This window comes from Pseudomonas sp. LB3P81 (assembly GCF_054897965.1).
Window position 1 is genome coordinate 4743404 of record NZ_JBUBVG010000001.1, and the last position, 22665, is coordinate 4766068.

General features: G+C 58.3%; 25 protein-coding genes. 20 read left to right on the forward strand and 5 right to left on the reverse strand.

The window, feature by feature from the left end; translation table 11 throughout:
- The first annotated feature begins 66 nt into the window (after window positions 1-66).
- From argJ to ACYZTL_RS21990, 3 genes are all read left to right on the forward strand, one after another.
- Window positions 67-1284, forward strand: coding sequence for a bifunctional glutamate N-acetyltransferase/amino-acid acetyltransferase ArgJ (gene argJ, locus ACYZTL_RS21980; protein WP_461953502.1), 1218 nt, complete (start codon window positions 67-69; stop codon window positions 1282-1284).
- A 163-nt stretch (window positions 1285-1447) separates the two neighbouring features.
- Window positions 1448-2080: a glutathione S-transferase family protein gene (locus ACYZTL_RS21985; protein ID WP_461953503.1), complete on the forward strand. Its 633-nt coding sequence runs from the start codon at window positions 1448-1450 to the stop codon at window positions 2078-2080.
- Window positions 2077-3027, forward strand: coding sequence for a Nudix family hydrolase (locus ACYZTL_RS21990; protein ID WP_461953504.1), 951 nt, complete (start codon window positions 2077-2079; stop codon window positions 3025-3027). The genes ACYZTL_RS21985 and ACYZTL_RS21990 overlap by 4 nt, the downstream gene beginning before the upstream one ends.
- A gap of 106 nt (window positions 3028-3133) precedes the next feature.
- On the opposite strand, the gene ACYZTL_RS21995 is transcribed toward ACYZTL_RS21990, so the two are convergent.
- From ACYZTL_RS21995 to ACYZTL_RS22005, 3 genes are read right to left on the reverse strand one after another with little or no spacing between them, the layout of a single operon-like run.
- Window positions 3134-3715, reverse strand: a complete 582-nt coding sequence (locus ACYZTL_RS21995; protein ID WP_461953505.1) for a cob(I)yrinic acid a,c-diamide adenosyltransferase — start codon at window positions 3713-3715, stop codon at window positions 3134-3136.
- 2 nt (window positions 3716-3717) lie between these two features.
- Window positions 3718-5754: a sensor histidine kinase gene (locus tag ACYZTL_RS22000; RefSeq protein ID WP_461953506.1), complete on the reverse strand. Its 2037-nt coding sequence runs from the start codon at window positions 5752-5754 to the stop codon at window positions 3718-3720.
- Between the two features lie 45 nt (window positions 5755-5799).
- Complete coding sequence (locus ACYZTL_RS22005) at window positions 5800-6717, reverse strand: putative 2-dehydropantoate 2-reductase (protein WP_461953507.1); 918 nt, start codon at window positions 6715-6717, stop codon at window positions 5800-5802.
- Window positions 6718-6857: 140 nt separating this feature from the next.
- On the opposite strand from ACYZTL_RS22005, the gene ACYZTL_RS22010 reads away from it, so the two are divergent.
- Together ACYZTL_RS22010 and ACYZTL_RS22015 are read left to right on the forward strand one after the other, a co-directional pair.
- The gene (locus ACYZTL_RS22010; protein ID WP_007906601.1) at window positions 6858-7343 is read left to right on the forward strand and encodes a YajQ family cyclic di-GMP-binding protein; all 486 of its coding nucleotides are present in this window, start codon (window positions 6858-6860) and stop codon (window positions 7341-7343) included.
- A gap of 136 nt (window positions 7344-7479) precedes the next feature.
- The gene (locus ACYZTL_RS22015; RefSeq protein WP_008029242.1) at window positions 7480-8322 is read left to right on the forward strand and encodes a mechanosensitive ion channel family protein; all 843 of its coding nucleotides are present in this window, start codon (window positions 7480-7482) and stop codon (window positions 8320-8322) included.
- Window positions 8323-8396: 74 nt separating this feature from the next.
- Here the strand turns inward: ACYZTL_RS22015 and ACYZTL_RS22020 are convergent, their stop codons facing one another.
- Window positions 8397-9743 carry an OprD family porin gene (locus ACYZTL_RS22020; protein WP_461953508.1) on the reverse strand — a complete coding sequence of 449 codons (1347 nt, stop codon included), beginning with the start codon at window positions 9741-9743 and terminating at the stop codon, window positions 8397-8399.
- A gap of 171 nt (window positions 9744-9914) precedes the next feature.
- On the opposite strand from ACYZTL_RS22020, the gene ACYZTL_RS22025 reads away from it, so the two are divergent.
- From ACYZTL_RS22025 to ACYZTL_RS22035, 3 genes are all read left to right on the forward strand, one after another.
- Window positions 9915-10148, forward strand: a complete 234-nt coding sequence (locus ACYZTL_RS22025; protein ID WP_461953509.1) for a hypothetical protein — start codon at window positions 9915-9917, stop codon at window positions 10146-10148.
- A 507-nt stretch (window positions 10149-10655) separates the two neighbouring features.
- On the forward strand, window positions 10656-11081 hold the full coding sequence (locus tag ACYZTL_RS22030; RefSeq protein WP_461953510.1) for an HIT domain-containing protein: 426 nt from the start codon (window positions 10656-10658) through the stop codon (window positions 11079-11081).
- A 3-nt stretch (window positions 11082-11084) separates the two neighbouring features.
- Entirely contained in the window at window positions 11085-11291 is a 207-nt protein-coding gene (locus ACYZTL_RS22035; protein ID WP_461953511.1) for a SlyX family protein, read from the forward strand.
- A gap of 88 nt (window positions 11292-11379) precedes the next feature.
- Here ACYZTL_RS22035 and ACYZTL_RS22040 read toward each other — a convergent pair whose 3' ends face one another.
- Window positions 11380-11982, reverse strand: coding sequence for a cold-shock protein (locus tag ACYZTL_RS22040; protein WP_461953512.1), 603 nt, complete (start codon window positions 11980-11982; stop codon window positions 11380-11382).
- Window positions 11983-12567: 585 nt separating this feature from the next.
- Between ACYZTL_RS22040 and ACYZTL_RS22045 the strand changes: the two genes are divergently transcribed.
- The 12 genes from ACYZTL_RS22045 (at window position 12568) to tolB (ending at window position 22618) form a co-directional block, all read left to right on the forward strand.
- A complete protein-coding gene (locus tag ACYZTL_RS22045; protein ID WP_461953513.1) occupies window positions 12568-12906 on the forward strand; it encodes a ribbon-helix-helix domain-containing protein in 339 nt (112 codons plus the stop codon).
- Between the two features lie 139 nt (window positions 12907-13045).
- Complete coding sequence (locus ACYZTL_RS22050; protein ID WP_010457489.1) at window positions 13046-13267, forward strand: FmdB family zinc ribbon protein; 222 nt, start codon at window positions 13046-13048, stop codon at window positions 13265-13267.
- A gap of 100 nt (window positions 13268-13367) precedes the next feature.
- Window positions 13368-15143 (forward strand): aspartate--tRNA ligase, encoded by a 1776-nt coding sequence (aspS, locus tag ACYZTL_RS22055; protein ID WP_461953514.1) that lies wholly within the window; start codon window positions 13368-13370, stop codon window positions 15141-15143.
- Between the two features lie 120 nt (window positions 15144-15263).
- Window positions 15264-16010 carry a YebC/PmpR family DNA-binding transcriptional regulator gene (locus ACYZTL_RS22060; protein WP_461953515.1) on the forward strand — a complete coding sequence of 249 codons (747 nt, stop codon included), beginning with the start codon at window positions 15264-15266 and terminating at the stop codon, window positions 16008-16010.
- 155 nt (window positions 16011-16165) lie between these two features.
- Complete coding sequence (gene ruvC, locus ACYZTL_RS22065; RefSeq protein WP_461953516.1) at window positions 16166-16690, forward strand: crossover junction endodeoxyribonuclease RuvC; 525 nt, start codon at window positions 16166-16168, stop codon at window positions 16688-16690.
- A gap of 115 nt (window positions 16691-16805) precedes the next feature.
- On the forward strand, window positions 16806-17423 hold the full coding sequence (ruvA, locus tag ACYZTL_RS22070; RefSeq protein WP_461953517.1) for a Holliday junction branch migration protein RuvA: 618 nt from the start codon (window positions 16806-16808) through the stop codon (window positions 17421-17423).
- The gene (gene ruvB, locus ACYZTL_RS22075) at window positions 17424-18485 is read left to right on the forward strand and encodes a Holliday junction branch migration DNA helicase RuvB (protein ID WP_461953518.1); all 1062 of its coding nucleotides are present in this window, start codon (window positions 17424-17426) and stop codon (window positions 18483-18485) included. It begins immediately after the preceding gene.
- Window positions 18486-18612: 127 nt separating this feature from the next.
- Entirely contained in the window at window positions 18613-19080 is a 468-nt protein-coding gene (gene ybgC, locus ACYZTL_RS22080; protein WP_054044992.1) for a tol-pal system-associated acyl-CoA thioesterase, read from the forward strand.
- Window positions 19070-19765 carry a protein TolQ gene (gene tolQ, locus ACYZTL_RS22085; protein ID WP_461953519.1) on the forward strand — a complete coding sequence of 232 codons (696 nt, stop codon included), beginning with the start codon at window positions 19070-19072 and terminating at the stop codon, window positions 19763-19765. Before ybgC ends, tolQ begins: the two co-directional genes overlap by 11 nt.
- Window positions 19766-19788: 23 nt before the next feature.
- The gene (tolR, locus tag ACYZTL_RS22090) at window positions 19789-20241 is read left to right on the forward strand and encodes a protein TolR (protein WP_461954355.1); all 453 of its coding nucleotides are present in this window, start codon (window positions 19789-19791) and stop codon (window positions 20239-20241) included.
- Window positions 20241-21320, forward strand: coding sequence for a cell envelope integrity protein TolA (gene tolA, locus ACYZTL_RS22095; RefSeq protein WP_461953520.1), 1080 nt, complete (start codon window positions 20241-20243; stop codon window positions 21318-21320). Before tolR ends, tolA begins: the two co-directional genes overlap by 1 nt.
- 17 nt (window positions 21321-21337) lie before the next feature.
- Entirely contained in the window at window positions 21338-22618 is a 1281-nt protein-coding gene (gene tolB, locus ACYZTL_RS22100) for a Tol-Pal system beta propeller repeat protein TolB (RefSeq protein ID WP_461954356.1), read from the forward strand.
- Window positions 22619-22665 lie beyond the last annotated feature (47 nt).

The window sequence follows — 22665 nt, forward strand, 5'->3', positions numbered from 1 at the left end:
TTTTGCCATTTACACCACCGTTCTTCCTGAAAGCGGTGCTGACATCATTTATTAAGGAGCGCATTCATGGCTGTTGGTCTTGGTCCTTTGCCAACGTTGCACCCGGTTGCCGGTTTTGAACTCGGTATCGCCTCGGCCGGTATCAAGCGCCCTGGGCGCAAGGATGTCGTGGTCATGCGCTGTGCCGAAGGTTCCACCGTCGCGGGCGTGTTCACCCTGAACGCTTTTTGCGCCGCGCCGGTGATCCTGGCCAAGCAGCGCGTGCAAGGTCCGGTGCGTTACCTGCTGACCAACACCGGCAATGCCAACGCCGGCACCGGCGAACCGGGCCTGGCCGCCGCCGAGCGCACTTGCGCAAAACTGGCTGAATTGACCGGCGTCGATGCCAGTCTGGTGCTGCCGTACTCCACCGGTGTGATCGGCGAACCACTGCCGGTCGAGAAGATCGAAGGCGCACTGCAAGCCGCTCTCGACGATCTGTCGGTGAACAATTGGGAAGCCGCCGCCACCGGCATCATGACCACTGACACCCTGCCAAAGGGTGCCAGCCGCCAGTTTCAGCATGACGGCGTGACCATCACCGTCACCGGTATCAGCAAAGGCGCGGGCATGATCCGTCCGAACATGGCCACCATGCTCGGCTACATCGCCACCGACGCCAAAGTCTCCCGCGATGTTTTGCAAAACCTGTTGCTGGATGGCGCCAACAAGTCATTCAACCGCATCACCATCGACGGCGACACCTCGACCAACGACTGCTGCATGCTGATCGCCACCGGTCAGGCCGCGCTGCCGGAAATCACCTCCGCGAGCGGTGAAATGTTCGCCAAGCTCAAGCAGGCCGTATTCGAAGTGTGCATGGACGTGGCCCAGGCCATCGTTCGCGACGGCGAAGGCGCGACCAAGTTCGTCACCGTTGAAGTCAACGGCGGCGGCAATCACCAGGAATGCCTGGACGTCGGTTACACCGTGGCTCACTCGCCGTTGATCAAGACCGCACTGTTCGCGTCCGACCCGAACTGGGGCCGCATCCTTGCCGCCGTCGGCCGTGCCGGCGTGCCAAACCTGGACGTGAGCAAAATCGACGTGTTCCTAGGTGACGTGTGCATCGCCAGCCGTGGCGCCCGCGCATCGACCTACACCGAAGCCCAGGGCGCGGCGGTGATGCAGCAGGAAGAGATCACCATCCGTATCGAACTGGGTCGCGGCGAGTGCAGCGAAACCATCTGGACCACTGACCTGTCCCACGAATACGTGAAGATCAACGCCGAGTACCGTACTTAAGACCGAGTCGTCGCCATTCGCGAGCAAGCCCGCTCCCACATTGGATTTGTGTACATCACAATCCCCTGTGGGAGCGGCGGTGCGGCGATCCGACTTGCTCGCGAAGGCGGACTACCAGACACTAAAAATTCTGGCCTGTTTCCCTCATCAAAAGGTCCCGAACATGAGCCTCCACCTGATCATCGGCGACAAACTGCTTTCCTCCTGGTCCCTGCGCGGCGCACTGGCCCTCGATCTTGCCGGCGCTCCATACACCGAAGAGCTCATCAAGCTGAACCAGCCGGACACCCGTGAACGTCTGCTCAAGCATTCGCCGACCGGTAAAGTCCCGCTGCTGAAATCCGTACACGGCACCATCGCCGATTCCCTGGCGATTGCCGAGTACCTGGCCGAACAATTCCCTGACGCCGGCCTCTGGCCCAAAGACGTCGCCGCCCGCGCCCAGGCACGTTCGGCGTGCGCGCAGATGCACGCCGGGTTCTTCGCCATGCGTGGCAACATGCCGTTCGATCTGAGCCGCGACGCACCGCTGTCGCCGACGCCGGCTGACGTCCAGGCGGACATCGAACGCATGCTGGCGTTGTGGGCCGAGTGCCGCGAAACCGCGACCGAAACCGGTCCGTTCCTGTTTGGCGGCGCGACCCTGGCTGATGCCTTCTTCGCGCCAATTGCCGTTCGTCTGCGCACCTATCAGGTGAAGTTGCCGGCGGTGGATGAGGCCTACGTCGAAACGATCTACCAATGGCCAGCCTTCAAGGCCTGGCAAAAGGCAGGTCTGGAGGAGGTCGGGCAGTGAAACGAGTACACGTGGCCGCCGCTGTTATCCGTGACAGCGTTGGCAAAATTCTTATCGCGCGTCGTGCCGACACTCAGCATCAGGGCGGCCTGTGGGAGTTTCCCGGTGGCAAGGTCGAGGCCGATGAGGCAGTCGAAACCGCGTTGGCTCGCGAGCTTCACGAAGAGTTGGGGATTGTGGTCAACGCTGCACGACCATTGATCAAGGTCCGTCATGACTACCCGGACAAGCAAGTGTTGCTGGATGTCTGGGAAGTCTCGGCCTTTACCGGCGAACCACACGGTGCCGAAGGCCAGCCTTTGGAGTGGGTCGCGCCGCGTGATCTGCCGAGCTATGAATTTCCGGCAGCCAATCAGCCGATCGTTGCAGCCGCACGGTTGCCTGCGCAGTACCTGATTACCCCCGAAGACCTGGAAACCCCGGCCCTGCTGCGTGGAATTCAGAAAGCCATCGCAGGCGGTATCAAGCTGATCCAGCTGCGGGCGCCCAACGGCTACGACCCGAAATACCGCGACCTGGCGGTGGATGCGGCGGGGCTGTGTGCCGGCAAGGCGCAGTTGATGATCAAGGGGCCGTTCGAGTGGCTGGGCGATTTCCCGTCGGCCGGTTGGCACATCACCTCGGCACAACTGCGCAAATACGCGGCTGCCGGCCGTCCGCTGCCGGCGTCGCGCTGGCTGGCGGCGTCCTGCCATAACGCTGAAGAACTGGCGCTGGCGGAGCAGATGGGCGTGGACTTTGTGACCTTGTCGCCGGTGCAGCCGACCTTGACGCACCCGGGGGCTCAGCCGTTGGGTTGGGAGCAGGCTTCGGTATTGATCGAGGGGTTCAGCAAACCGGTGTTCTTGCTGGGTGGCGTTGGCCCGGCTGAGCAGCAGAAGGCCTGGGAGGCGGGCGCCCAAGGTGTGGCAGGGATTCGGGCGTTCTGGCCTGATTCTTTGGTGTAACTACTGGCCTCTTCGCGAGCAAGCCCGCTCCCACATTTGATTTGTGTACGCCGCAGTTCCAATGTGGGAGCGGGCTTGCTCGCGAAGGGGGCCTTACAGGCGCCGATCAATCCTGAGGCTTCACCGCCGGCTGCCAAAGAATCTCCGCAACCCCCTGACGCTTCGCAATCAACCGCGCCACCACAAACAACAAATCCGACAACCGATTGATATACGCCAACCCAACCCCGGCCAACGGTTCAATCGCATTCAAATGCTGACACCGCCGCTCGGCACTGCGCGCCAGACTTCTGCACACATGAGCCTGGGCAATCAGCGCGGAACCGCCCGGCAGAATAAAATTCTCCAGCGGCCCCAGTTCTTCATTCCACACATCAATCGCCGCTTCCAGGCGTTCAATTTCTGCCGCGTTCAGCGCCTGATACACCGGCATCGCCAGCTCTCCACCCAGATCGAACAGCCGATGCTGACAAGGTGCCAACACCTCGATCACTTCGTTCAAACCCGGATACTCACCACTTTCCGCCGCCAGCCCGGCCAACAGCACACCGACCTGACTGTTCAACGTATCGACTTCACCAATGGCCTCGATCCGCGGGTGGTCCTTGGGCACACGGCGGCCGTCGCCCAGCCCGGTTTCGCCTTTGTCGCCGGTTCGGGTGTAAATCTTCGACAAGCGAAAGCCCATGGTTACCTCGATAGCTGATTGAGTTCTTGAGAGACGAGCGGGCTGCTCGCCAACGGCAGACGCAAAGTGAAACAGGTGCCTTGGCCCAGGGTCGATTGCACTTCCATCTGACCTTTGTGGTTGTTGGTGATGATGAAATACGAGACCGACAGCCCAAGCCCGGTGCCCTGACCGATTTCCTTGGTGGTGAAGAACGGCTCGAAGGTGCGTTTGCGCACGCTCTCGCTCATGCCGATGCCGTTGTCCTCGACCTGGATTTCCGCCCACGGTGGATTCAGCTTCGTGCGAAGAATGATTCGCCCCGGCTCACGGTCATCTTCGCGCTGGTGAATGGCTTGCGCGGCGTTTTTCAGTAGGTTGAGCAGCACTTGTTCAAGTTCGTTGGCGGTGCCGGGCACTGGGCCCAGCGTCGGATCGAACTGGCGAATGATCGCCTGACCCTTGAAGTCGAAGCCGATCGCCAGGTCGAAATCGTTGCCGGCGATTTCCACGGCCTGATCGATCAGCGCCGGTAGATCGCACGGGGCCATTTGCCGGGTGCTGCGGCGGCTGAAACTGAGCATGTGGGTCACGATCTTCGCTGCCCGTGCGCCCGCCTGCTGAATGCCGTCGAGTAACTGCGGCACTTCACGCGCTTTCAGGTACTCGTTGACCGTGTCCAGCTCGATGCCGATCTGTTCGGCCTGTTCGAGGTTTTTCGGCAGCTCGGGGGACAGGCGCCGGCGAATGTTCTGCACGTTATGCAGGATCGCGCCCAACGGGTTGTTGATCTCATGGGCCATGCCGGCGGCGAGGCCACCGACCGAGAGCATTTTTTCCGACTGCACCATCATTTCTTCCAGGGACAGGCGCTGGGTAATGTCGTCGATTCGGATCACCACGCCACGCCCGGCGCCGCCCATCAGCGGGTAAAACGTCAGGGCGTATTGCTTGGGCTCATCGTCCTTGAACCAGGTCACGCGCTCGATCTTCGCCACTGTGTGTTGCTCGACGGTTTGTTTGAGCTGCGGCAGAAATGGCTTGAGCGGTTCGAAGGCGAGGAAGATCGGCTGATTCAGCGCTTCGTCCAGCCGCGTGCCGGAGAGGGCGCTGGCCTCCTGATTCCATTGCGTCACGTAGAGCTGCTCGTCGAGGGCGATCAGCGCTGATGGCATGGAGTCGATGATGCTGTTGAGGTAGTTCTGAAACCCGGTGAGTTTCTTCTCGATCTTGCTGCGCACCTGGACTTCGAGTTCCAGTTTGCGGTTGGTGTGACGGGTTTCTTCGGCCAGGCCCTGGGCCTGATCGTAAGCGGCCTGAGAATCGTCACGCGCGCGTTTGAGTTGCTGCTCCCGCGCCTCGATCCGCGAGAGCATGGTGTTGAAGGCCTCGGCCAGACTGCCGATTTCGTCGTGGTTGCCGCGGGAAGCGCGCAGGGCGTAGTTCTCTTCCCGGGTCACTTGCCGGGACAGTTCTTCCAACTGATGGATCGGCCGCGTTATCAGGTGTTTGATCTGCCGGGCGATCACCAGCCACAACAGCACACTGAAAATCAGGATGCCGAGGCTGGCGGTCAAAGTCCCGGTGTAGAAGGCCATTGGCAACTCGCTGCTGGCGACCAGTAACAAGTGGCCGGGCGCAGTGCCGGGGCGGGGCAGGGTGATCAGCTGATTGCTGCGAAATTCAGTGGCTTGCCAGGATTCGATGTGGCGGAAGCGCTCCGGCAGGTTCAGATGATCACTCTGTTGCAACTGCGCCAGTCGTTCACCCTTGCCGTTATACAGCGCCGCTGCGCGCAAAGGTGAGTAACTGTTGAGTTCATTGAGCAGGCGTTGCGCGCTTTGTGGCGATGCCAGTGCTTCGGACACCAGGCTCGGGTTGGACACCAGCCGGCCAATGGTTTGCAAGGCCTGGGGCGCCATGCTTTCCTGGGAAATGTAGTACGCGGCGCTGATGAAGGTCAGGTTGGCAACCAGCAAAACGGTGGTCAATAGCACCAGCAGGGCAGCCAGCAGTTTCTGGCCGACCGGAAGGTTTTCAAGGCGCTCGCGCAATGGCATCAGTTTTATCGCTGAAAAGGAACAAGTGGCCAGCGTAGCCGCTGCTCAGTCGCTGGGCAATCCAAGGCTGTGCAGATGGGTAATCAGCCGCTGTTGCAACTGGTTGAGGTGCGGAAGGTTCAGCTGATGTCGCGAGGCAATTTTGCAGACGTAGCCCAACAGGTAGCTGATTTCGGTTCGGCGCCGATTCGCGACGTCCTGATACATCGAGGAGAAATTGGCTGCTGTGGCGTGAATCACCCGCTCGACTTCCTGCTGGAGGTCCTCGGCCGCTGCCGGCTGGCCGCAGCGTTCAAGCAACTCGGTCAATTCACCGCAGAGGGTGGCGACTTCGCAGTGATGGTCTTGCAAGCCGCCGTTGCGGCAATCGTGCAGCACCGTCAGCGGATTGATCGCACAGTTGAGCGCCAGTTTGCGCCACAGCCTTGTGAGAATGTCAGTGCTCCATTCGTGGGGGATGCCGGCGGCACTCACGTCATCCAGCAAGATTGGCGCCACGGGATGTCCGGCATCCCCCAGCCAGGTGTAACCGTGACCGGCGAACACTGCGCGCCAGTCGCCATCGCGAAACGCGCCTTCGGTGCTCGACGCATAAATGCAGCGCGCCTGCGGAATCTGCGCGGCGACAGCGTCCTGACTGCCGAGGCCGTTCTGCAACAGGATCAGCTCGGCGCCAGGCGCCAGTCGCGGTGCCAGTCGGGCCACGGCCTGCTCGGCATCGTAGGCTTTGCAGGCCACCAGCAGGCGATTGATCGGCTCGTCGCTGTCGGCCGTCTCGCCGGGTATGTCCCAGGTTTTTGCTTCGCCGTGCTCCACCAGCGTCAGACCGCCCGCTGACTGATAAGACTGTAAACGCGCCGCATCCCGCACAATCAGCCTGACCGGCACCCCGGCCCGCGCCAGACGCGTGGCCCATAAGGTGCCGAGGCTGCCGGCGCCCAAAACATGCCAGGTCGTGGACATCAGCTTTTTGCTCTGTTTAAGGCGCTCATCGGAGGCTCGCAGTGAATGATGGGAAAGACCCGTTATAATCAGCGCGGATTTTAACCGCAAGCCAGGCGTGCTCCATCTTGATCGAGCGCGCCCTTTATTGGAGAGATTACATGCCGTCGTTCGACGTGGTATCCGAACTGGACAAACACGAAGTCACCAACGCGGTCGAGAACGCCGTCAAGGAACTCGATCGTCGTTATGACCTGAAAGGCAAAGGCACCTTCGAGTTCAAGGAAAAGGACCTGACCGTCAACCTGACCGCTGAAGCCGATTTCCAGCTCGAAGCGATGATTGAGATCCTCAAGCTGGCGCTGGTCAAGCGCAAAATCGACGTGCAGTGCCTTGAAGTCAAGGATGCCTACGCGTCGGGCAAGCTGATGAAGCAGGAAGCCGTCCTCAAGGAAGGCATCGACAAAGAGCTGGCGAAGAAAATCGTCGCTCACGTCAAGGACGCCAAGTTGAAGGTTCAAGCGGCCATTCAGGGCGAGCAAGTGCGCATCACCGGCAAGAAGCGTGACGATTTGCAGGAAGCCATCGCGGCCCTGCGCGCCAAGACGTTCGACATGCCGCTGCAGTTCAACAACTTCCGCGACTGATTGTTCAGTGGGAACCTCTCGGCGTTTTCGGCGTCCGAGGCCCAAGCAGCGGCAGAAAGGCTGTCCCCGGAAGGGAGCAGCCTTTCTGCCGCTTATTTTTTCGCGTGCCGGGTAGCCGGAAATCAGGAGAACGTAGATGGACTTGAATGCTGAAGTGGACAACCTGGTCAAGGCGTCCCAAGCCTGGATTCCGATGATCATGGAATACGGCAGCCGTGTGCTGCTGGCGATCATCACACTGGCCATCGGTTGGTGGCTGATCAATAAAGTGACGCAGAAACTGGGCGGTCTGATCGCGCTGCGTAACGCCGACCTGGCGCTGCAAGGGTTCATCAGCAGCCTGGCGAACATTATTCTCAAGATTTTGCTGATCGTCAGCGTGGCCTCGATGATCGGCGTGGAAACGACTTCCTTCGTTGCGGCAATCGGTGCGGCGGGTCTGGCAATTGGTCTGGCGTTGCAGGGCAGCCTGGCGAACTTCGCCGGTGGCGTGCTGATTCTGCTGTTCCGTCCGTTCCGTATTGGTGACTGGATCGAAGCTCAAGGGGTGGCCGGCACTGTCGACAGCATTCAGATCTTCCACACCGTGCTGCGCACCGGCGATAACAAAACCATCATCGTGCCTAACGGCAACCTGTCGAACGGCATCATCACCAACACTAATCGTCAGCCGACCCGCAAGGTCGTGTTCGATGTGGGTGTGGATTACGAAGCGGACTTGCAGAAGGCCCGTGAAGTGTTGCTTGATCTGGCCAAGGATGAGCGCATTTTGGCTGAGCCGGCTCCGCAGGCGGTCATTTCTACCCTGGGCGACAGTTCCATTACTGTTTCCCTGCGAGTGTGGGTGAAGACGGCGGATTACTGGGATGTGATGTTCATGTTTAACGAACAATCGCGGGACCGGTTGAAAACGGCCGGTATCGATATCCCGTTTCCACAGCGGGTGATTCGAGTGGTTCAGGAATCAGCAGTGCAGTAAGCAACACAGGCAACAAAAAAGGCCCATCCGAAGATGGGCCTTTTTATTTGTTACCGCAAACTAACTGGATGCGATTACAAAATCGACAGCGGGTAGTCGACGATCACACGGAACTCTTTCACGTCGCCTTCACCTTCGTCGGCGTTAGCAAAGTGCCAAGCTTGACGGAAGCGGACGGACAGATCTTTTGCCGGGCCAGACTGAACAACGTACTTGGCTTCGAAGTTGGTTTCGTTGTGCTTGCCGTCTTCACCATAGAAACCGGTGTAAGCGCTGTTTGCTGGGGTTTTGGTGCCGTCGATGTCCCAACCTTTCACGTAACGGGTCATGAAGCTCAGACCTGGAACGCCGTACTCAGCCATTTTCAGGTCGTAACGAACCTGGGCAGACTTCTCACCAGGGGCGTTGAAGTCAGAGTACTGGATGGAGTTGGCGAGGAAGATCGAGTCGCCGCCACGGTTGTTCTTGCCGATACCGACGTAGTCGAACGGGGTATCGCCATTAACCTTTTGGAAGGCCAGGGTGATGGTGTGTGCTTTCAGGAACGAGAGAGCAGTGGCCAGCGAGTAGGCCGTGTTGCTGATGTCACCGGCTTTCGCGTCACCGGTGTCGGTGGTGCGATAGATGTTGAAGTCAGTGTTCAGCGACGTGTCACCACCAAATGGAGTGGTGAGGTTCACGTTGGCGTAGTACTGGTTCCAGATGTCTTCCAGCTTGGCGCCATACAGCGATGCGGAAAGGTTATCGGTAATGCCGTACTTGCCACCGAAATAGTCCATGCTGTTGGCTTTCTCGCCAGCATAGTTTGCCCACAGGTCGCCGTCACGGGCGTTTTTGTCCTGGCTGGAACCCGAGTAGAAGTGACCGGCTTCGAGGTCAAGGTCTTTGACTTCGCTGCTCTGCAGTTGGAAACCGCTGGCAACTTGAGGAAGGATACGGGAACCGCCAACAGCAAACACTGGAGCAGTGCTTGGCGACATGTCGCCGAATTTCAGCTCGGTTTTGGATACGCGGAATTTAACGGCTGCGCCGGCTTTACCCTGGCTGTCGTTGACGTCGCGGCCACCGTTGGCGTTGACGGTGTCGCTACGGCTCATGTTGCCCGAACCGGAAGTGCCATCGCCGCCATCCAGTTTGATGGCCAGGTAGCCGAATGCATCAACACCAACGCCAACAAGACCCTGGGTGTAACCGGAGTTGTAGGTGCCCCAAAGACCTTGAGTCCAGTCTTTGACGTCGCGGCCGCCGTCTTTGTTGTCACGGTTGAAGTAGTAGTTGCGAACCAGCAAGTTCAACGAGCTGTCTTCAACAAAACCCTTGGCTTCAGCCTGGTCACTTACGAAAGGTGCGGCCGTAGCCATTTGAGTACTGGCTGCTGCTGCAACTGCCAGTGCGATCATGCTCCACTTCATCACGCGCATCGTGATTTGCTCCTTTGGTTTTAAGAGTACTGCCGTCCCACCTGTTTTATTATCTGGGCGGCTCTTTCTTTTTTGAGTCGGCGCAAAGTTATATCACGCTGACCATGTTGGCGATACTTGCACATCTAACCTTTCGACTTCTTTACGACCCTGTCGCAAACGGCTTGGTAGATGTCGCAAATTTACAGCCCCAATGCAATAGGAATGACAGCGTCAGCGCTGTTTTCCAAGGAGCGAGCATCGGTAAAAAGAGTCCTTGGTGAAACGATTGAATCTCCATCGGGCAACCCTGCCACTGTTTTTATTGCCTTGAGGCTTCCACTTCCAGCGGACGTCTCTGAAGGCGATGTGAGTGTGAATGCAACAAGCGTGCACAAATCAGAGTTTCGCTGGTTTTTTTTCTGAATGCCTGCCAGCTACCGTAAAAATCTCATAAAACCGGGGGTTACAAGCACCTTTTAATGGGGCTTGACGCCATGGTTAGCATCGTGTTGAACCTCCCTGGCCGACTGCGCGACACGCAAAAACGTTACCGGTTCACCCCAACAGTGAGTAATTGGCGGATGCCCGACGCACTCAGCGTAGACGTAGTGTGCGATTTTGGCGCAAAAAATCTTATTCGCTGTACTGAATTCATACAGCGCGGCCTGTTGGGGAATGTGAGCAGACCTGGGTTTTCGGTCATTCTGGTATTTTTTTGCGTGGTTAGCGGTTCTGTAATGGTGCGCTCCCGCGGAAAATGTCTCATGTCAGGGCGCTCTCATTGCGGTTTGTCGATGATGGCCGCGCTTCGACAGTGGTTCGTCGTGAAGCCGGAGACGTTCGCAGGTATGCTGCCGTCCTGTCGCTTGGTGCGCTGTCTCTCGGGATGGGCGCTAAGCTGAAAATGATGAGTAGCCGGGAGTGCGCGCAGTGTTCGCTTTAGATCCACGACTTCAACAAGACACGTTACCGATCGGAGATTTCCCACTCAGCCGGTTGCTGTTGTCCAATGATTCGAACTACCCGTGGTTCATCCTGGTACCGCGTCGCGACGATATCAGCGAGATATTTCAGTTGGATGTTACCGATCAGCGGCAGCTGTGGCAGGAAACGACCGCGCTGGCGGAAATGCTCAAGGATTCGTTCGATGCAGACAAGCTGAATGTCGCAGCCCTGGGTAACGTTGTCAGTCAGTTGCACATGCACGTGATTGTGCGCAAACGCGAGGACGCCGCCTGGCCCGCGCCGGTGTGGGGCAAACACCCGGCCAAACCGTACACGGCGGAGCAGATCGCGGTCATTCGCGAGCGGCTGCGCCTGGTGTTGACCGAAGATTTCACGTTTCTGGAGGGTTGAATCATGAGCCTGGAAGAACGCGTTACCGATCTGGAGAGCCAGCTGGCGTTTCAGGATGACACCATCCAGGCATTGAGCGATGTGCTGGCGACGCAGCAGCGCTCAGTGGAGCGTCTGCAACTGCAAATGGCTGCCCTGCTCAAGCGGCAGGAGGAAATGGCCGGTCAGTTCGAAACCTTTGAAGAAGAAGCGCCGCCGCCACATTACTGAGTTTTTTGTTTCAAGGCTTTTTGTTTAAAAAAGGCAATAAAAAAACCGCGAACAGCCAGGCTGCTCGCGGTTTTTTTTTAGCCTTGAATCAGCGTCGCGGCAGCGCGGCGATGACGTCTTCGGCTTGCAGGCCCTTGTCGCGATTCATGACGGAGAACTCCACGCGCTGGCCTTCGACCAGAACGCGATGGCCTTCGCCACGAATGGCCCGGAAATGCACGAAAATATCATCGCCGGAATCACGGGAAATGAAGCCGAAGCCTTTGGAGGTGTTGAACCACTTGACGGTGCCGGTATCGCGGTTGCTCATGTCATAGCTTGGCGAAGCGGTGGCCGGTGAGGATTTGTAGAAGCTGATGGCCAGGTGCAGAAGAACGGCGATCAGGGCAGCCACCAGGCTGAACAGAACGGCAGGTTGATCGGCGATGACAGGCATCGGCGCGAGCAGCGTCAGCGTTTGCAGAACAACAGTCAGAGCCAGCAGGGCGCTGACCAGGTTTTGCAGTTGATGACGCGGACCTTTGTTCCAGTAGGGAATGACAGGTGCGAGGGTGAGGTTGAGCAGGCCGAAAAAGGCCAGGTACAGCGCATCGGGTTGTTGCAGGTAAGGAACAGCTTCGGATCGCAGGCTAGGGATGAAGGACAGCAGCAGGGCTGCTGCGCCCATTAGCAGGTGGACGATTTTCAACATTTTGATTAACTCACGTTAAGACGGATCACAAGGAAGAGCTGATGGGGCGCGGTTCGCTTCAGAACTATAAGAGGCGTTGGGCACGCACCCGGTATCAGCCTATGCGCAGCGCCCGAAAAAATAGGCGCCAGCGACACACTGTCTATTTAACAGCAAAGCTTGCAGCTACTCAAATCAGGGAGTCCAGCGGTGCATCGGGGGCGATTTGTCGCAGGTCGCGGGGGGCAATCCGGACTGCGGTTGCGCGACAGGCTTGCTAGAGTGGTCCTGCACCTGTCGGATGAAATTCATTGCCTTTAGGGGCAATGCTGTTCACTTAAAAAAATATTCAGGCGGGCAAGAAATCTGTGGGCACCTGCGCTTAAGTGAACAGCATTACCCTTTAGGGGGGCGTCGAATGATTTTTCACCCGATTGCGTAAGACATTGTCCTGACTAGGACGGTCTCCATGATCTGCCTTCAGTTGTTGGCTTATCCTACGATGATGGTCATAAAGTCATCTGGATATAACTTTGCGCCTGCGCTTTTATAAGGCCTGCAACATAGCTCTTATAGAAACCAGGGATGGCAAAGGAGTGTCAACGGATGGTTTATGAAAGCAGGTTAAACGAGGGGAGGGTGGGTCCGTTCAAGGATGTAAGGATCGATCCGTTTGTCAGTGAGTTCGACATGGGCCTGGCTCGGCCATTATCCCGGTCGATACGTTTGAATGGCTTTGCCACCTGTTTGCGGCTTGAACAGGTTTATTGGGATATTTTGGGGGAGATGGCCAGGATCAATTGCTGCTCGGTCAGTGCCCTGCTGTCCCATGTGGATCGCGAAGTGCATCTGCGGCACGGCGGGGTGAAGAATTTCAGCGGGCTGGTGCGGGTTGTCTGCGTTGTGCACAGCCTGAAGGAGGAGCGTTGCGGCGTCATGGCGTAGCCCCCGTGGCAGCGCAAAGCGTCGAGTGTCGGTCTGTGCAGTCTTACGGCTGCACAGGCTGCATTTAATGGATATAATCCCGCTCTTTGCCGCAAAACCCAGCGTGTGCGGTAGCAATCTGATCGCCGAGACAACCCCCATGCCGATGTACGACTATCAATGTGCTTCCTGTGGTCATCAGTTGGAAGCCATTCAAAAGATCAGCGCAGCACCGCTGGTCGACTGCCCTGCCTGCCAGGCGCCAGAGCTTAAAAAGATGCTGTCCATGCCGGGCTTCCGCCTCAGCGGCACCGGCTGGTACGAAACCGATTTCAAGACCGGTTCCAAGAAGAACCTGGCCGGCGGCGACAAAGCCGACTAGGGTCTGGAACCTGAGTTGAACGACACGTGCGAGCTCTTGCATCATCCCGAGTGCAAGGCCTCCAACCGAATTTCGAATTACGAGAAGTGAAACCACTACCATGATGCGCAGCCATTATTGCGGCCAACTGAACGAAAGCCTGGAAGGCCAGGAAATTACCCTTTGCGGATGGGTTCACCGTCGCCGTGACCACGGTGGGGTGATTTTCCTCGATATCCGTGATCGTGACGGTCTGGCCCAGGTGGTGTTCGACCCGGATCGCGCTGAAACCTTCGCCGCCGCCGACCGCGTGCGCAGCGAATACGTGGTGAAAGTGACCGGCAAGGTCCGCCTGCGTCCGGCCGGTGCCGGCAACGCCAACATGGCGTCGGGCATGATCGAAGTGCTGGGCTATGAGCTGGAAGTCCTGAACGAAGCGGAAACCCCGCCGTTCCCGCTCAACGAGTTCTCTGACGTCGGCGAAGAAACCCGCCTGCGTTATCGCTTCATCGACCTGCGTCGCCCGGAAATGCTCGAGAAACTGCGTCTGCGTTCGCGCATGACCACCAGCATCCGTCGCTACCTGGACGAGAACGGCTTCCTCGACGTCGAGACGCCGATCCTGACTCGCGCCACCCCTGAAGGTGCTCGCGACTACCTGGTGCCTAGCCGTACTCACGCCGGTTCCTTCTTCGCGTTGCCGCAATCTCCGCAGTTGTTCAAGCAGTTGCTGATGGTGGCCGGCTTCGACCGTTACTACCAGATCGCCAAGTGCTTCCGCGACGAAGACCTGCGTGCCGACCGTCAGCCTGAATTCACCCAGATCGACATCGAAACCAGCTTCCTCGATGAAAAAGACATCATGGGCCTGACCGAAGGCATGATCCGCAACCTGTTCAAGGAAGTGCTGGATCTGGAGTTCGGTGAGTTCCCGCACATGACCTTTGAAGAGGCCATGCGTCGTTACGGTTCCGACAAGCCAGACTTGCGCAACCCGCTGGAACTGGTGGACGTTGCCGATCAACTGAAAGAAGTCGACTTCAAGGTCTTCAGCGGTCCTGCCAACGATCCGAAGTGCCGTATCGCCGCCCTGCGCGTTCCTGGCGCGGCGAGCATGCCGCGCAAGCAGATCGACGACTACACCAAGTTCGTCAGCATCTATGGTGCCAAGGGCCTGGCGTACATCAAGGTCAACGAGCGCGCGAAGGGCGTCGAGGGGCTGCAATCGCCTATTGTCAAAAATATCCCGGAAGCCAACCTCAATGTGATCCTTGATCGCGTAGGCGCGGTTGACGGCGACATCGTGTTCTTCGGTGCCGACAAGGCCAAGATCGTCAGCGAAGCCCTGGGCGCGCTGCGGATCAAGGTCGGCAACGACCTGGACCTGCTGACCTGCAAGTGGGCGCCGATGTGGGTCGTCGACTTCCCGATGTTCGAAGAGAACGACGACGGTAGCTTCACCGCCTTGCACCACCCGTTCACCGCGCCGAAGTGCACACCGGAAGAACTGGAAGCCAACCCGGCGACCGCTTTGTCCCGTGCCTACGACATGGTCCTGAACGGCACCGAGCTGGGTGGCGGTTCGATCCGTATCCACCGCAAGGAAATGCAACAGTCGGTATTCCGTCTGCTGGGTATCAGCGAAGCTGAACAGGAAGAGAAGTTCGGCTTCCTGCTCGACGCCCTGAAATACGGCGCACCGCCGCACGGTGGCCTGGCCTTCGGTCTGGACCGTCTGGTGATGCTGATGACCGGTGCCCAGTCGATCCGTGAAGTGATTGCCTTCCCGAAAACCCAGAGCGCAGCATGCGTCATGACTCAGGCGCCGGGTGTTGTAGATGCCAAGGCATTGCGCGAACTGCACATTCGTCTGCGCGAAACGCCAAAGGCAGAGTAAGGCTGACCGCAAAGGCGCATCCTTCCGGGATGCGCCTTTTCTTTAGGTCGAGATTTTTATTTGCTGGCCGACGCAATTCGCGTGGCGGGCAATGTTTCAAAAGTGAATTCGGAGCGAGTTATGGCGGGTCATTCCAAGTGGGCGAACATCAAGCACCGCAAAGAACGTCAGGATGCCAAGAAGGGCAAGATTTTCACCAAGTGGATTCGTGAACTGACCGTTGCAGCCCGCCAGGGCGGCGGTGATCCGGGTTCCAATCCGCGCTTGCGCCTGGCGCTGGATAAAGCCCTGGGCGCGAACATGAGTCGCGACATCATCGATCGCGCCGTGGCGCGCGGCGCCGGTGCTGCCGACACCGACGACATGGTCGAGCTGAGCTACGAAGGTTACGGCCCGGGTGGCGTGGCGGTGATGGTCGAGTGCATGACCGATAACCGTAACCGCACCGCAGCGGCTGTTCGCCATGCGTTCAGCAAGTGCGGCGGCAATCTGGGTACCGACGGTTCCGTCGCCTACCTGTTCGAGCGCAAGGGGCAGATTTCCTTCGCGCCGGGCGTTGATGAAGACGCCCTGATCGAAGCGGCCATGGAAGCCGACGCCGATGACGTGGTCACCAACGAAGACGGCTCCATCGACGTGTTCACCTCGTTCGCCGGTTTCTACTCCGTGCGTAACGCACTGGAAGCTGCCGGCTTCAAAGGTGATGATGCGGAAGTCGTCATGCTGCCGACCACCAGCGCCGAACTGGATCTGGAAGGCGCCGAGAAAGTCCTCAAGCTGATCGACATGCTTGAAGACCTGGATGATGTGCAGAACGTTTACTCCAATGCCGACATCCCCGAGTCAGTCGCCGCACAGCTTGGTTGATGCATTTGTAAAAGATCGCAGCCTTCACCTGGCCCCTGTAGGAGCTGGCGAAGCCTGCGATCTTTTGATTTTTGGCTTTTTATTGTAAAGATCGCAGCCTTCGGCAGCTCCTACACAGTTATCCTCAGCCAACGCGATCTCTTTCTGCAGGCGTTATGACTTTAATTCTTGGTATAGACCCCGGTTCGCGCATTACCGGTTATGGCGTGGTACGCGATACCGGGCGTGGTTGCGTGTACGTCGCGTCGGGCTGCATTCGCACCGGTTCCGGCGAACTGCATGAGCGTTTGCAAATCGTCTATCGCAGCGTGCGGGAAGTCATCCAGACCTACGGCCCGGTCACCATGGGCATCGAAAAGGTCTTCATGGCGCGCAACGCCGACTCCGCGTTGAAACTCGGCCAGGCCCGCGGTGCGGCAATCGTTGCCGGCGCCGAAGAAAATCTGGAAATCGCCGAATACACCGCCACCCAGGTCAAACAGGCCGTGACCGGGACCGGCGCCGCCAATAAAGAGCAGGTGCAGATGATGGTCATGCACATGCTGAAACTGACCAGCAAGCCGCAAATCGACGCCTCGGACGCTTTGGCGATTGCCATATGCCATGCTCACACCCGTTCCAGCCTGCTGCCACATGGCTTGGGCACGGCACGCAGTCGTGGCGGACGCCTGCGTCTCTGATAGCATCAGCAGTCATTTTTTACGGAATGAGGGTTTTGCGCCTGTGTTGTCGGCGCAAAACCCTTGTTCTGTCAGTCGCCAGCACAGGTCTGGCCAACGCTCAAGGATCTGAAACGTGATTGGACGCTTGCGCGGCACTCTGGCTGAGAAGCAGCCGCCGCACCTGATTCTGGATGTAAACGGTCTGGGGTATGAGCTTGAAGTGCCCATGACCACGCTGTATCGCTTGCCGTCGGTCGGTGAGCCGCTGACGCTGCACACCCATTTGGTCGTACGCGAAGACGCGCAGTTACTCTATGGCTTCGCCAGCAAGCGTGAGCGAGACTTTTTTCGCGAGTTGATTCGTCTCAATGGTGTCGGGCCGAAATTGGCGCTGGCCTTGATGTCGAGTCTGGAAGTCGATGAGCTGGTACGTTGCGTGCAATCCCAGGACACCTCGGCGCTGACCAAGGTGCCTGGCGTGGGCAAGAAGACGGCCGAGCGTTTGTTGGTGGAACTCAAGGATCGCTTCAAGGCCTGGGAAACCGCACCGGCGATGTTTGCCCTGGTGCCAAACCAGCCGGGCGGGCCAGATGCGCTGCATCCGGTCGCTACCGCCGAAAATGACGCGGTCAGCGCGCTGATCTCCCTGGGCTACAAACCGCAGGAAGCCAGCAAGGCGATTTCCGCGATCAAGGAGAAAGGTTTGAGCAGTGAAGACATGATTCGTCGTGCCCTGAAGGGGATGATCTAAGTGATTGAAGCTGATCGTCTGATAACCGCCACGCCTGGCCCTCGCGACCGCGAGGAAGTCCAGGACCGGGCGATTCGTCCTGTCAGTCTGGCCGAATACATTGGTCAGCCGACCGTTCGCGAGCAAATGGAGTTGTTCATCCAGGCGGCCCGTGGACGTAACGAATCCCTGGATCACACGCTGATCTTCGGCCCGCCGGGCCTGGGTAAAACCACCCTGGCCAACATCATCGCCCAGGAAATGGGCGTGTCGATCAAAAGCACCTCCGGCCCGGTCCTTGAGCGTCCCGGTGACCTGGCTGCGCTGCTGACCAACCTCGAGCCTCACGACGTCCTGTTCATCGACGAAATCCATCGGCTGTCGCCGATTGTCGAAGAAGTGCTGTACCCGGCCATGGAAGATTTCCAGCTCGACATCATGATTGGTGAAGGGCCGGCTGCGCGTTCGATCAAACTGGATTTGCCGCCCTTCACGCTGGTGGGGGCGACGACTCGCGCCGGCATGCTGACCAATCCGTTGCGCGACCGTTTCGGGATCGTCCAGCGTCTCGAGTTTTACAGCACGGCTGATCTGGCAACGATTGTCAGCCGTTCGGCGACCATCCTCGGCTTGCCGCTGGACCCGGAAGGCGCCTTCGAAATCGCTCGCCGTGCCCGTGGTACGCCGCGGATTGCCAACCGCTTGCTGCGCCGGGTGCGTGATTTCGCTGAAGTTCGCGCCAAGGGTCACATCACCAAACCGATTGCCGATCTTGCCTTGAATCTGCTGGATGTCGACGAACGTGGTTTCGACCACCAGGATCGACGTCTGCTGTTGACCATGATCGAGAAGTTCGACGGTGGGCCGGTCGGCGTGGACAGCCTGGCCGCCGCGATCAGTGAAGAGCGCCACACCATCGAAGACGTGCTGGAGCCGTACCTGATCCAGCAGGGCTACATCATGCGCACACCGCGCGGGCGGGTCGTCACTCGTCACGCCTATCTGCACTTCGGTTTAAATATTCCGTCACGAATGGGCGAAATGCCCGTGGTAGACGAGTTCCTTGATGCCGTGGACGATTAATTAACATTTGCGGGCAGAATTTTCGGGCATTGTGCGGTCCTAGGACCGTGGTTTTGCCGGAAAGCCGTGAATCAATGAAAAACAGTTGCCTGGCCGGATTGGCAACCTGAGGAGTAAGCACTAGAGTATGCGCGCGCAAAACGGGCTTGAGCCGTTCGCACATCGTTGTCGCGTTTATTACGAGGACACCGATGCGGGCGGCATCGTGTATTACGTTAATTACCTCAAGTTTATGGAACGGGCTCGAACCGAGCGGCTCCGGGAGCTGGGCTTTGCCCAATCCCAGCTGGCAGGAGAGGACCTGTTGTTTGTCGTGCATTCCAGCGAAGCGCGTTATCACGCGCCGGCGCGACTGGACGACGAACTGCTGGTAAGCGCTGAAGTAATCGAATTGAACCGTGTCAGCCTGCGCTTCAAACAGCAGGTCAGGCGAGCCACGGATAATGCGCTGCTCTGCGAAGGGCAGTTTTTGGTGGCCTGTGTGCGCACTAACAGTTTGAAACCCCGGGCCATTCCCGAAGCTCTACGTGCGGCCTTTGCCGACGTGAGCGGCGCGGGTACACACTCAAAGCAGGAGATAAAGCGTGGAAGCTAACGTCGTCGACCATTCCTCCATGTGGAGCCTGGTCAGCAATGCCAGTATCGTGGTGCAACTGGTAATGCTGATCCTGGTAGCCGCATCGGTGACCTCATGGATCATGATCTTTCAGCGCAGCAACTTGCTGCGCGCCGGTCGACGTGCCCTGGAGAGCTTTGAAGAGCGCTTCTGGTCGGGTATCGATCTGTCCAAGCTGTACCGTCAGGCCGGCAGCAACCCTGATCCGGATTCGGGCGTCGAGCAGATCTTCCGCGCCGGCTTCAAGGAATTCTCTCGTCTGCGGCAGCAGCCAGGCGTTGACCCGGAAGCGGTTATGGAAGGCGTGGCCCGCGCCATGCGCGTCGCCATTTCCCGCGAAGAAGAAAAGCTCGAGCAGAGCCTGCCGTTCCTCGCCACCGTCGGTTCCGTCAGCCCGTACATCGGTCTGTTCGGTACGGTCTGGGGCATCATGAACTCCTTCCGTGGTCTGGCATCTGCCCAGCAAGCGACCCTGGCCACTGTGGCTCCAGGTATCGCCGAGGCACTGATTGCTACCGCGATCGGTCTGTTCGCCGCCATCCCGGCCGTTATCGCTTACAACCGTTTTGCCGCTCGCAGCGAAACGCTGACCAGTCGTTACTACACCTTCGCCGATGAATTCCAGGCGATCCTGCACCGCAAAGTGCACACCAGCGAAGAATAAGCAGGTAATTTCCAATGGCTTTAATCGCTCGAGCTCGCAAAAAGCGCAAGCCGGTCGCCGAGATGAACGTGGTGCCTTACATCGACGTGATGCTGGTACTGCTGGTCATCTTCATGGTGACCGCGCCGATGCTCAATCAGGGCGTGAAAGTTGATCTGCCCAAGGTTTCCAGCGAAGCCTTGCCGCAGGACAACAACACCCAGGTCCTGACCATTTCGATCAAGGCTGACAAGACCTACTACTGGAACCTTGGCAGCGAAGTCGACACCGATAAGCAGCAGGACAAGGCCATGACCTTGCCGCAAATGACTAGCGCCGTGACCAAGATCATTCGCGCCGGTACTGAAGGCGGCAAACGTACTCAGGTGTTCATTCGCGGCGACAAGACCGTCGATTACGGTTCCGTGATGGGTGCCATGGGCGGATTGCAGAAAGCCGGGGTCGGTAATGTTGGCTTGATTACCGAGGCACCCTGATGCAGCAAATGCGAGAGCCAACAGCCTCGGAAAGCTACTTCTGGCCTAGTGTCTGGGCGATTGTCTTGCACGTGCTGGTATTCGGCATGCTGTTCGTCAGTTTTGCCTTCACACCGGAGCTGCCGCCGGCCAAGCCGATTGTCCAGGCAACCCTGTACCAGCTGAAATCGAAAAGTCAGGCGACCACCCAGACCAATCAGAAGATTGCGGGTGAGGCGAAGAAATCCGCCGCGCGCCAGACCGAAGTCGAACAGATGGAACAGAAGTTGATCGAGCAGGAAGCGATCAAGGCTGCGGAACAAAAGAAGGAAGACGCGGCTCAAAAAGCCGAAGAATCCAAGAAGGCCGACGAGACGAAGAAAGCGGAAGAGGCAAAAAAGGCTGATGAAGCCAAGAAAGCCGATGAAGCGAAGAAGACCGCCGAAGCCAAAAAGGCTGAAGAGAAACAATTGGCTGATATAGCCAAGAAGAAGTCTGAAGAAGAAGCCAAGAAAGCGGCTGAAGAAGAGGCCAAGAAAGCGGCCGCTGAAGAAGCCAAGAAAAAGATCGTCGAAGACGCGAAGAAGAAAGCCGCGGAAGACGCCAAGAAGAAATCTGAAGCTGAAGAGGCGAAGAAGAAAGTCGCCGAAGACGCGAAGAAGAAAGCTGCTGCCGATGCTGCGAAGAAAAAATCGCAGGAAGCGGCACGTAAATCCGCCGAAGAGAAAAAGGCTCAGGCCCTGGCAGATTTGCTTTCCGACACGCCGCAGCGCCAGCAGGCCTTGGCGGATGAGCAGGGTGACGAAGTCGCCGGCAGTTTCGATGACCTGATTCGTGCGCGTGCAGCGGAAGGCTGGGCTCGTCCACCTTCGGCACGCAAAGGCATGACGGTCGTGTTGCAAATCGGCATGTTGCCGGACGGTACGGTGACTTCGGTCAGCGTGTCCAAGTCCAGTGGCGACGGTCCGTTTGACGCTTCGGCTGTCGCGGCGGTGAAGAATATTGGACGTTTGACAGAAATGCAGGGAATGAAGCCGGGCGATTTCGCCCCGTATCGTTCATTCAAGATGACATTCACACCTGAGGATCTAGCCTTGTGAGAAACCTTCTTCGAGGAATGCTGGTCGTGATCTGCTGCATGGCAGGGATAGCGGCAGCAGATGAAAAAAACATTCTGGTCACCAGCGGCAGCGATCGGGCAACGCCGATCGCCGTCGTACCGTTTGGCAACCAGGGCGGCAGCGTGCTGCCGGACGACATGGCCGAAATCATCGGGAACGACCTGCGTAACTCGGGTTACTACTCGCCGATTCCAAAGCAGAACATGATCAGCCAGCCGAGCCAGGCCAGCGAAATCATCTACCGTGACTTCAAGGCGCTGGGCGCCCAGTACGTCATGGTCGGCAGCATTGCCCCGGCGGGCGGTCGCCTGCAGGTTCAATACGCTTTGTTCAACGTCGCTACCGAGCAGCAAGTGCTGACCGGCAGCGTGTCGGGCAGCGTTGATCAACTGCGCGACATGTCGCACTACATTGCGGACCAGTCGTTCGAAAAACTCACCGGTATCAAAGGTGCGTTCTCGACTCGTCTGCTGTACGTGACTGCAGAGCGTTTCTCCGAGAAGAACACGCGCTACACGCTGCAACGTTCGGACTATGACGGCGCCCGCGCCGTGACCCTGCTGCAATCGCGCGAGCCGATCCTGTCGCCGCGTTTCGCACCGGATGGCAAGCGCATCGCTTATGTGTCGTTCGAGCAGAAGCGTCCGCGTATTTTCATGCAGAACATCGACACCGGTCGCCGTGAGCAGATCACCAACTTCGAAGGCCTGAATGGTGCGCCTGCCTGGTCGCCGGATGGCAATCGCCTGGCGTTCGTGCTGTCGAAAGACGGTAACCCGGACATTTATGTGATGAACCTGGGTTCGCGTCAGATCACTCGCGTCACCAACGGTCCCGGCATCAACACCGAACCGTTCTGGGGTAAGGATGGTTCGACCATCTACTTCACGTCAGACCGTGGCGGCAAGCCACAGATCTACAAAACCAGCGTGGGTGGCGGCGGTGCGGAGCGTGTGACCTTTATCGGTAACTACAACGCCAACCCGAAGCTTTCGGCTGATGAAAAGACCCTGGTGATGATTCACCGCCAGGATGGCTTCACTAATTTCAAGGTGGCGGCCCAGGATTTGCAGCGTGGAAGCGTAAAAATCCTCACTGATAGCACTCTGGACGAGTCGCCTACTGTTGCGCCCAACGGCACCATGGTAATCTACGCCACCCGCCAGCAGGGCCGGGGAGTCTTGATGCTCGTGTCCATTAATGGACGCGTGAGGCTCCCGCTTCCTACCGCACAAGGCGAAGTCAGAGAACCGTCCTGGTCCCCTTACCTGAACTGACGCGGCGCTACACGTTGTACTTAACACATTGGGGTTCATTAGGAGTT

Coding starts and splice junctions, on each gene's coding strand:
- argJ (WP_461953502.1), top strand. CDS start 67: ATGGCTGTTGGTCTTGGTCCTTTGCCAACGTTGCACCCGGTTGCCGGT.
- ACYZTL_RS21985 (WP_461953503.1), top strand. CDS start 1,448: ATGAGCCTCCACCTGATCATCGGCGACAAACTGCTTTCCTCCTGGTCC.
- ACYZTL_RS21995 (WP_461953505.1), bottom strand. CDS start 3,715: ATGGGCTTTCGCTTGTCGAAGATTTACACCCGAACCGGCGACAAAGGC.
- ACYZTL_RS22000 (WP_461953506.1), bottom strand. CDS start 5,754: ATGCCATTGCGCGAGCGCCTTGAAAACCTTCCGGTCGGCCAGAAACTG.
- ACYZTL_RS22005 (WP_461953507.1), bottom strand. CDS start 6,717: ATGTCCACGACCTGGCATGTTTTGGGCGCCGGCAGCCTCGGCACCTTA.
- ACYZTL_RS22010 (WP_007906601.1), top strand. CDS start 6,858: ATGCCGTCGTTCGACGTGGTATCCGAACTGGACAAACACGAAGTCACC.
- ACYZTL_RS22015 (WP_008029242.1), top strand. CDS start 7,480: ATGGACTTGAATGCTGAAGTGGACAACCTGGTCAAGGCGTCCCAAGCC.
- ACYZTL_RS22020 (WP_461953508.1), bottom strand. CDS start 9,743: ATGCGCGTGATGAAGTGGAGCATGATCGCACTGGCAGTTGCAGCAGCA.
- ACYZTL_RS22025 (WP_461953509.1), top strand. CDS start 9,915: ATGTCGCAAATTTACAGCCCCAATGCAATAGGAATGACAGCGTCAGCG.
- ACYZTL_RS22035 (WP_461953511.1), top strand. CDS start 11,085: ATGAGCCTGGAAGAACGCGTTACCGATCTGGAGAGCCAGCTGGCGTTT.
- ACYZTL_RS22040 (WP_461953512.1), bottom strand. CDS start 11,982: ATGTTGAAAATCGTCCACCTGCTAATGGGCGCAGCAGCCCTGCTGCTG.
- ACYZTL_RS22045 (WP_461953513.1), top strand. CDS start 12,568: ATGGTTTATGAAAGCAGGTTAAACGAGGGGAGGGTGGGTCCGTTCAAG.
- ACYZTL_RS22050 (WP_010457489.1), top strand. CDS start 13,046: ATGCCGATGTACGACTATCAATGTGCTTCCTGTGGTCATCAGTTGGAA.
- aspS (WP_461953514.1), top strand. CDS start 13,368: ATGATGCGCAGCCATTATTGCGGCCAACTGAACGAAAGCCTGGAAGGC.
- ACYZTL_RS22060 (WP_461953515.1), top strand. CDS start 15,264: ATGGCGGGTCATTCCAAGTGGGCGAACATCAAGCACCGCAAAGAACGT.
- ruvC (WP_461953516.1), top strand. CDS start 16,166: ATGACTTTAATTCTTGGTATAGACCCCGGTTCGCGCATTACCGGTTAT.
- ybgC (WP_054044992.1), top strand. CDS start 18,613: ATGCGCGCGCAAAACGGGCTTGAGCCGTTCGCACATCGTTGTCGCGTT.
- tolA (WP_461953520.1), top strand. CDS start 20,241: ATGCAGCAAATGCGAGAGCCAACAGCCTCGGAAAGCTACTTCTGGCCT.
- tolB (WP_461954356.1), top strand. CDS start 21,338: ATGCTGGTCGTGATCTGCTGCATGGCAGGGATAGCGGCAGCAGATGAA.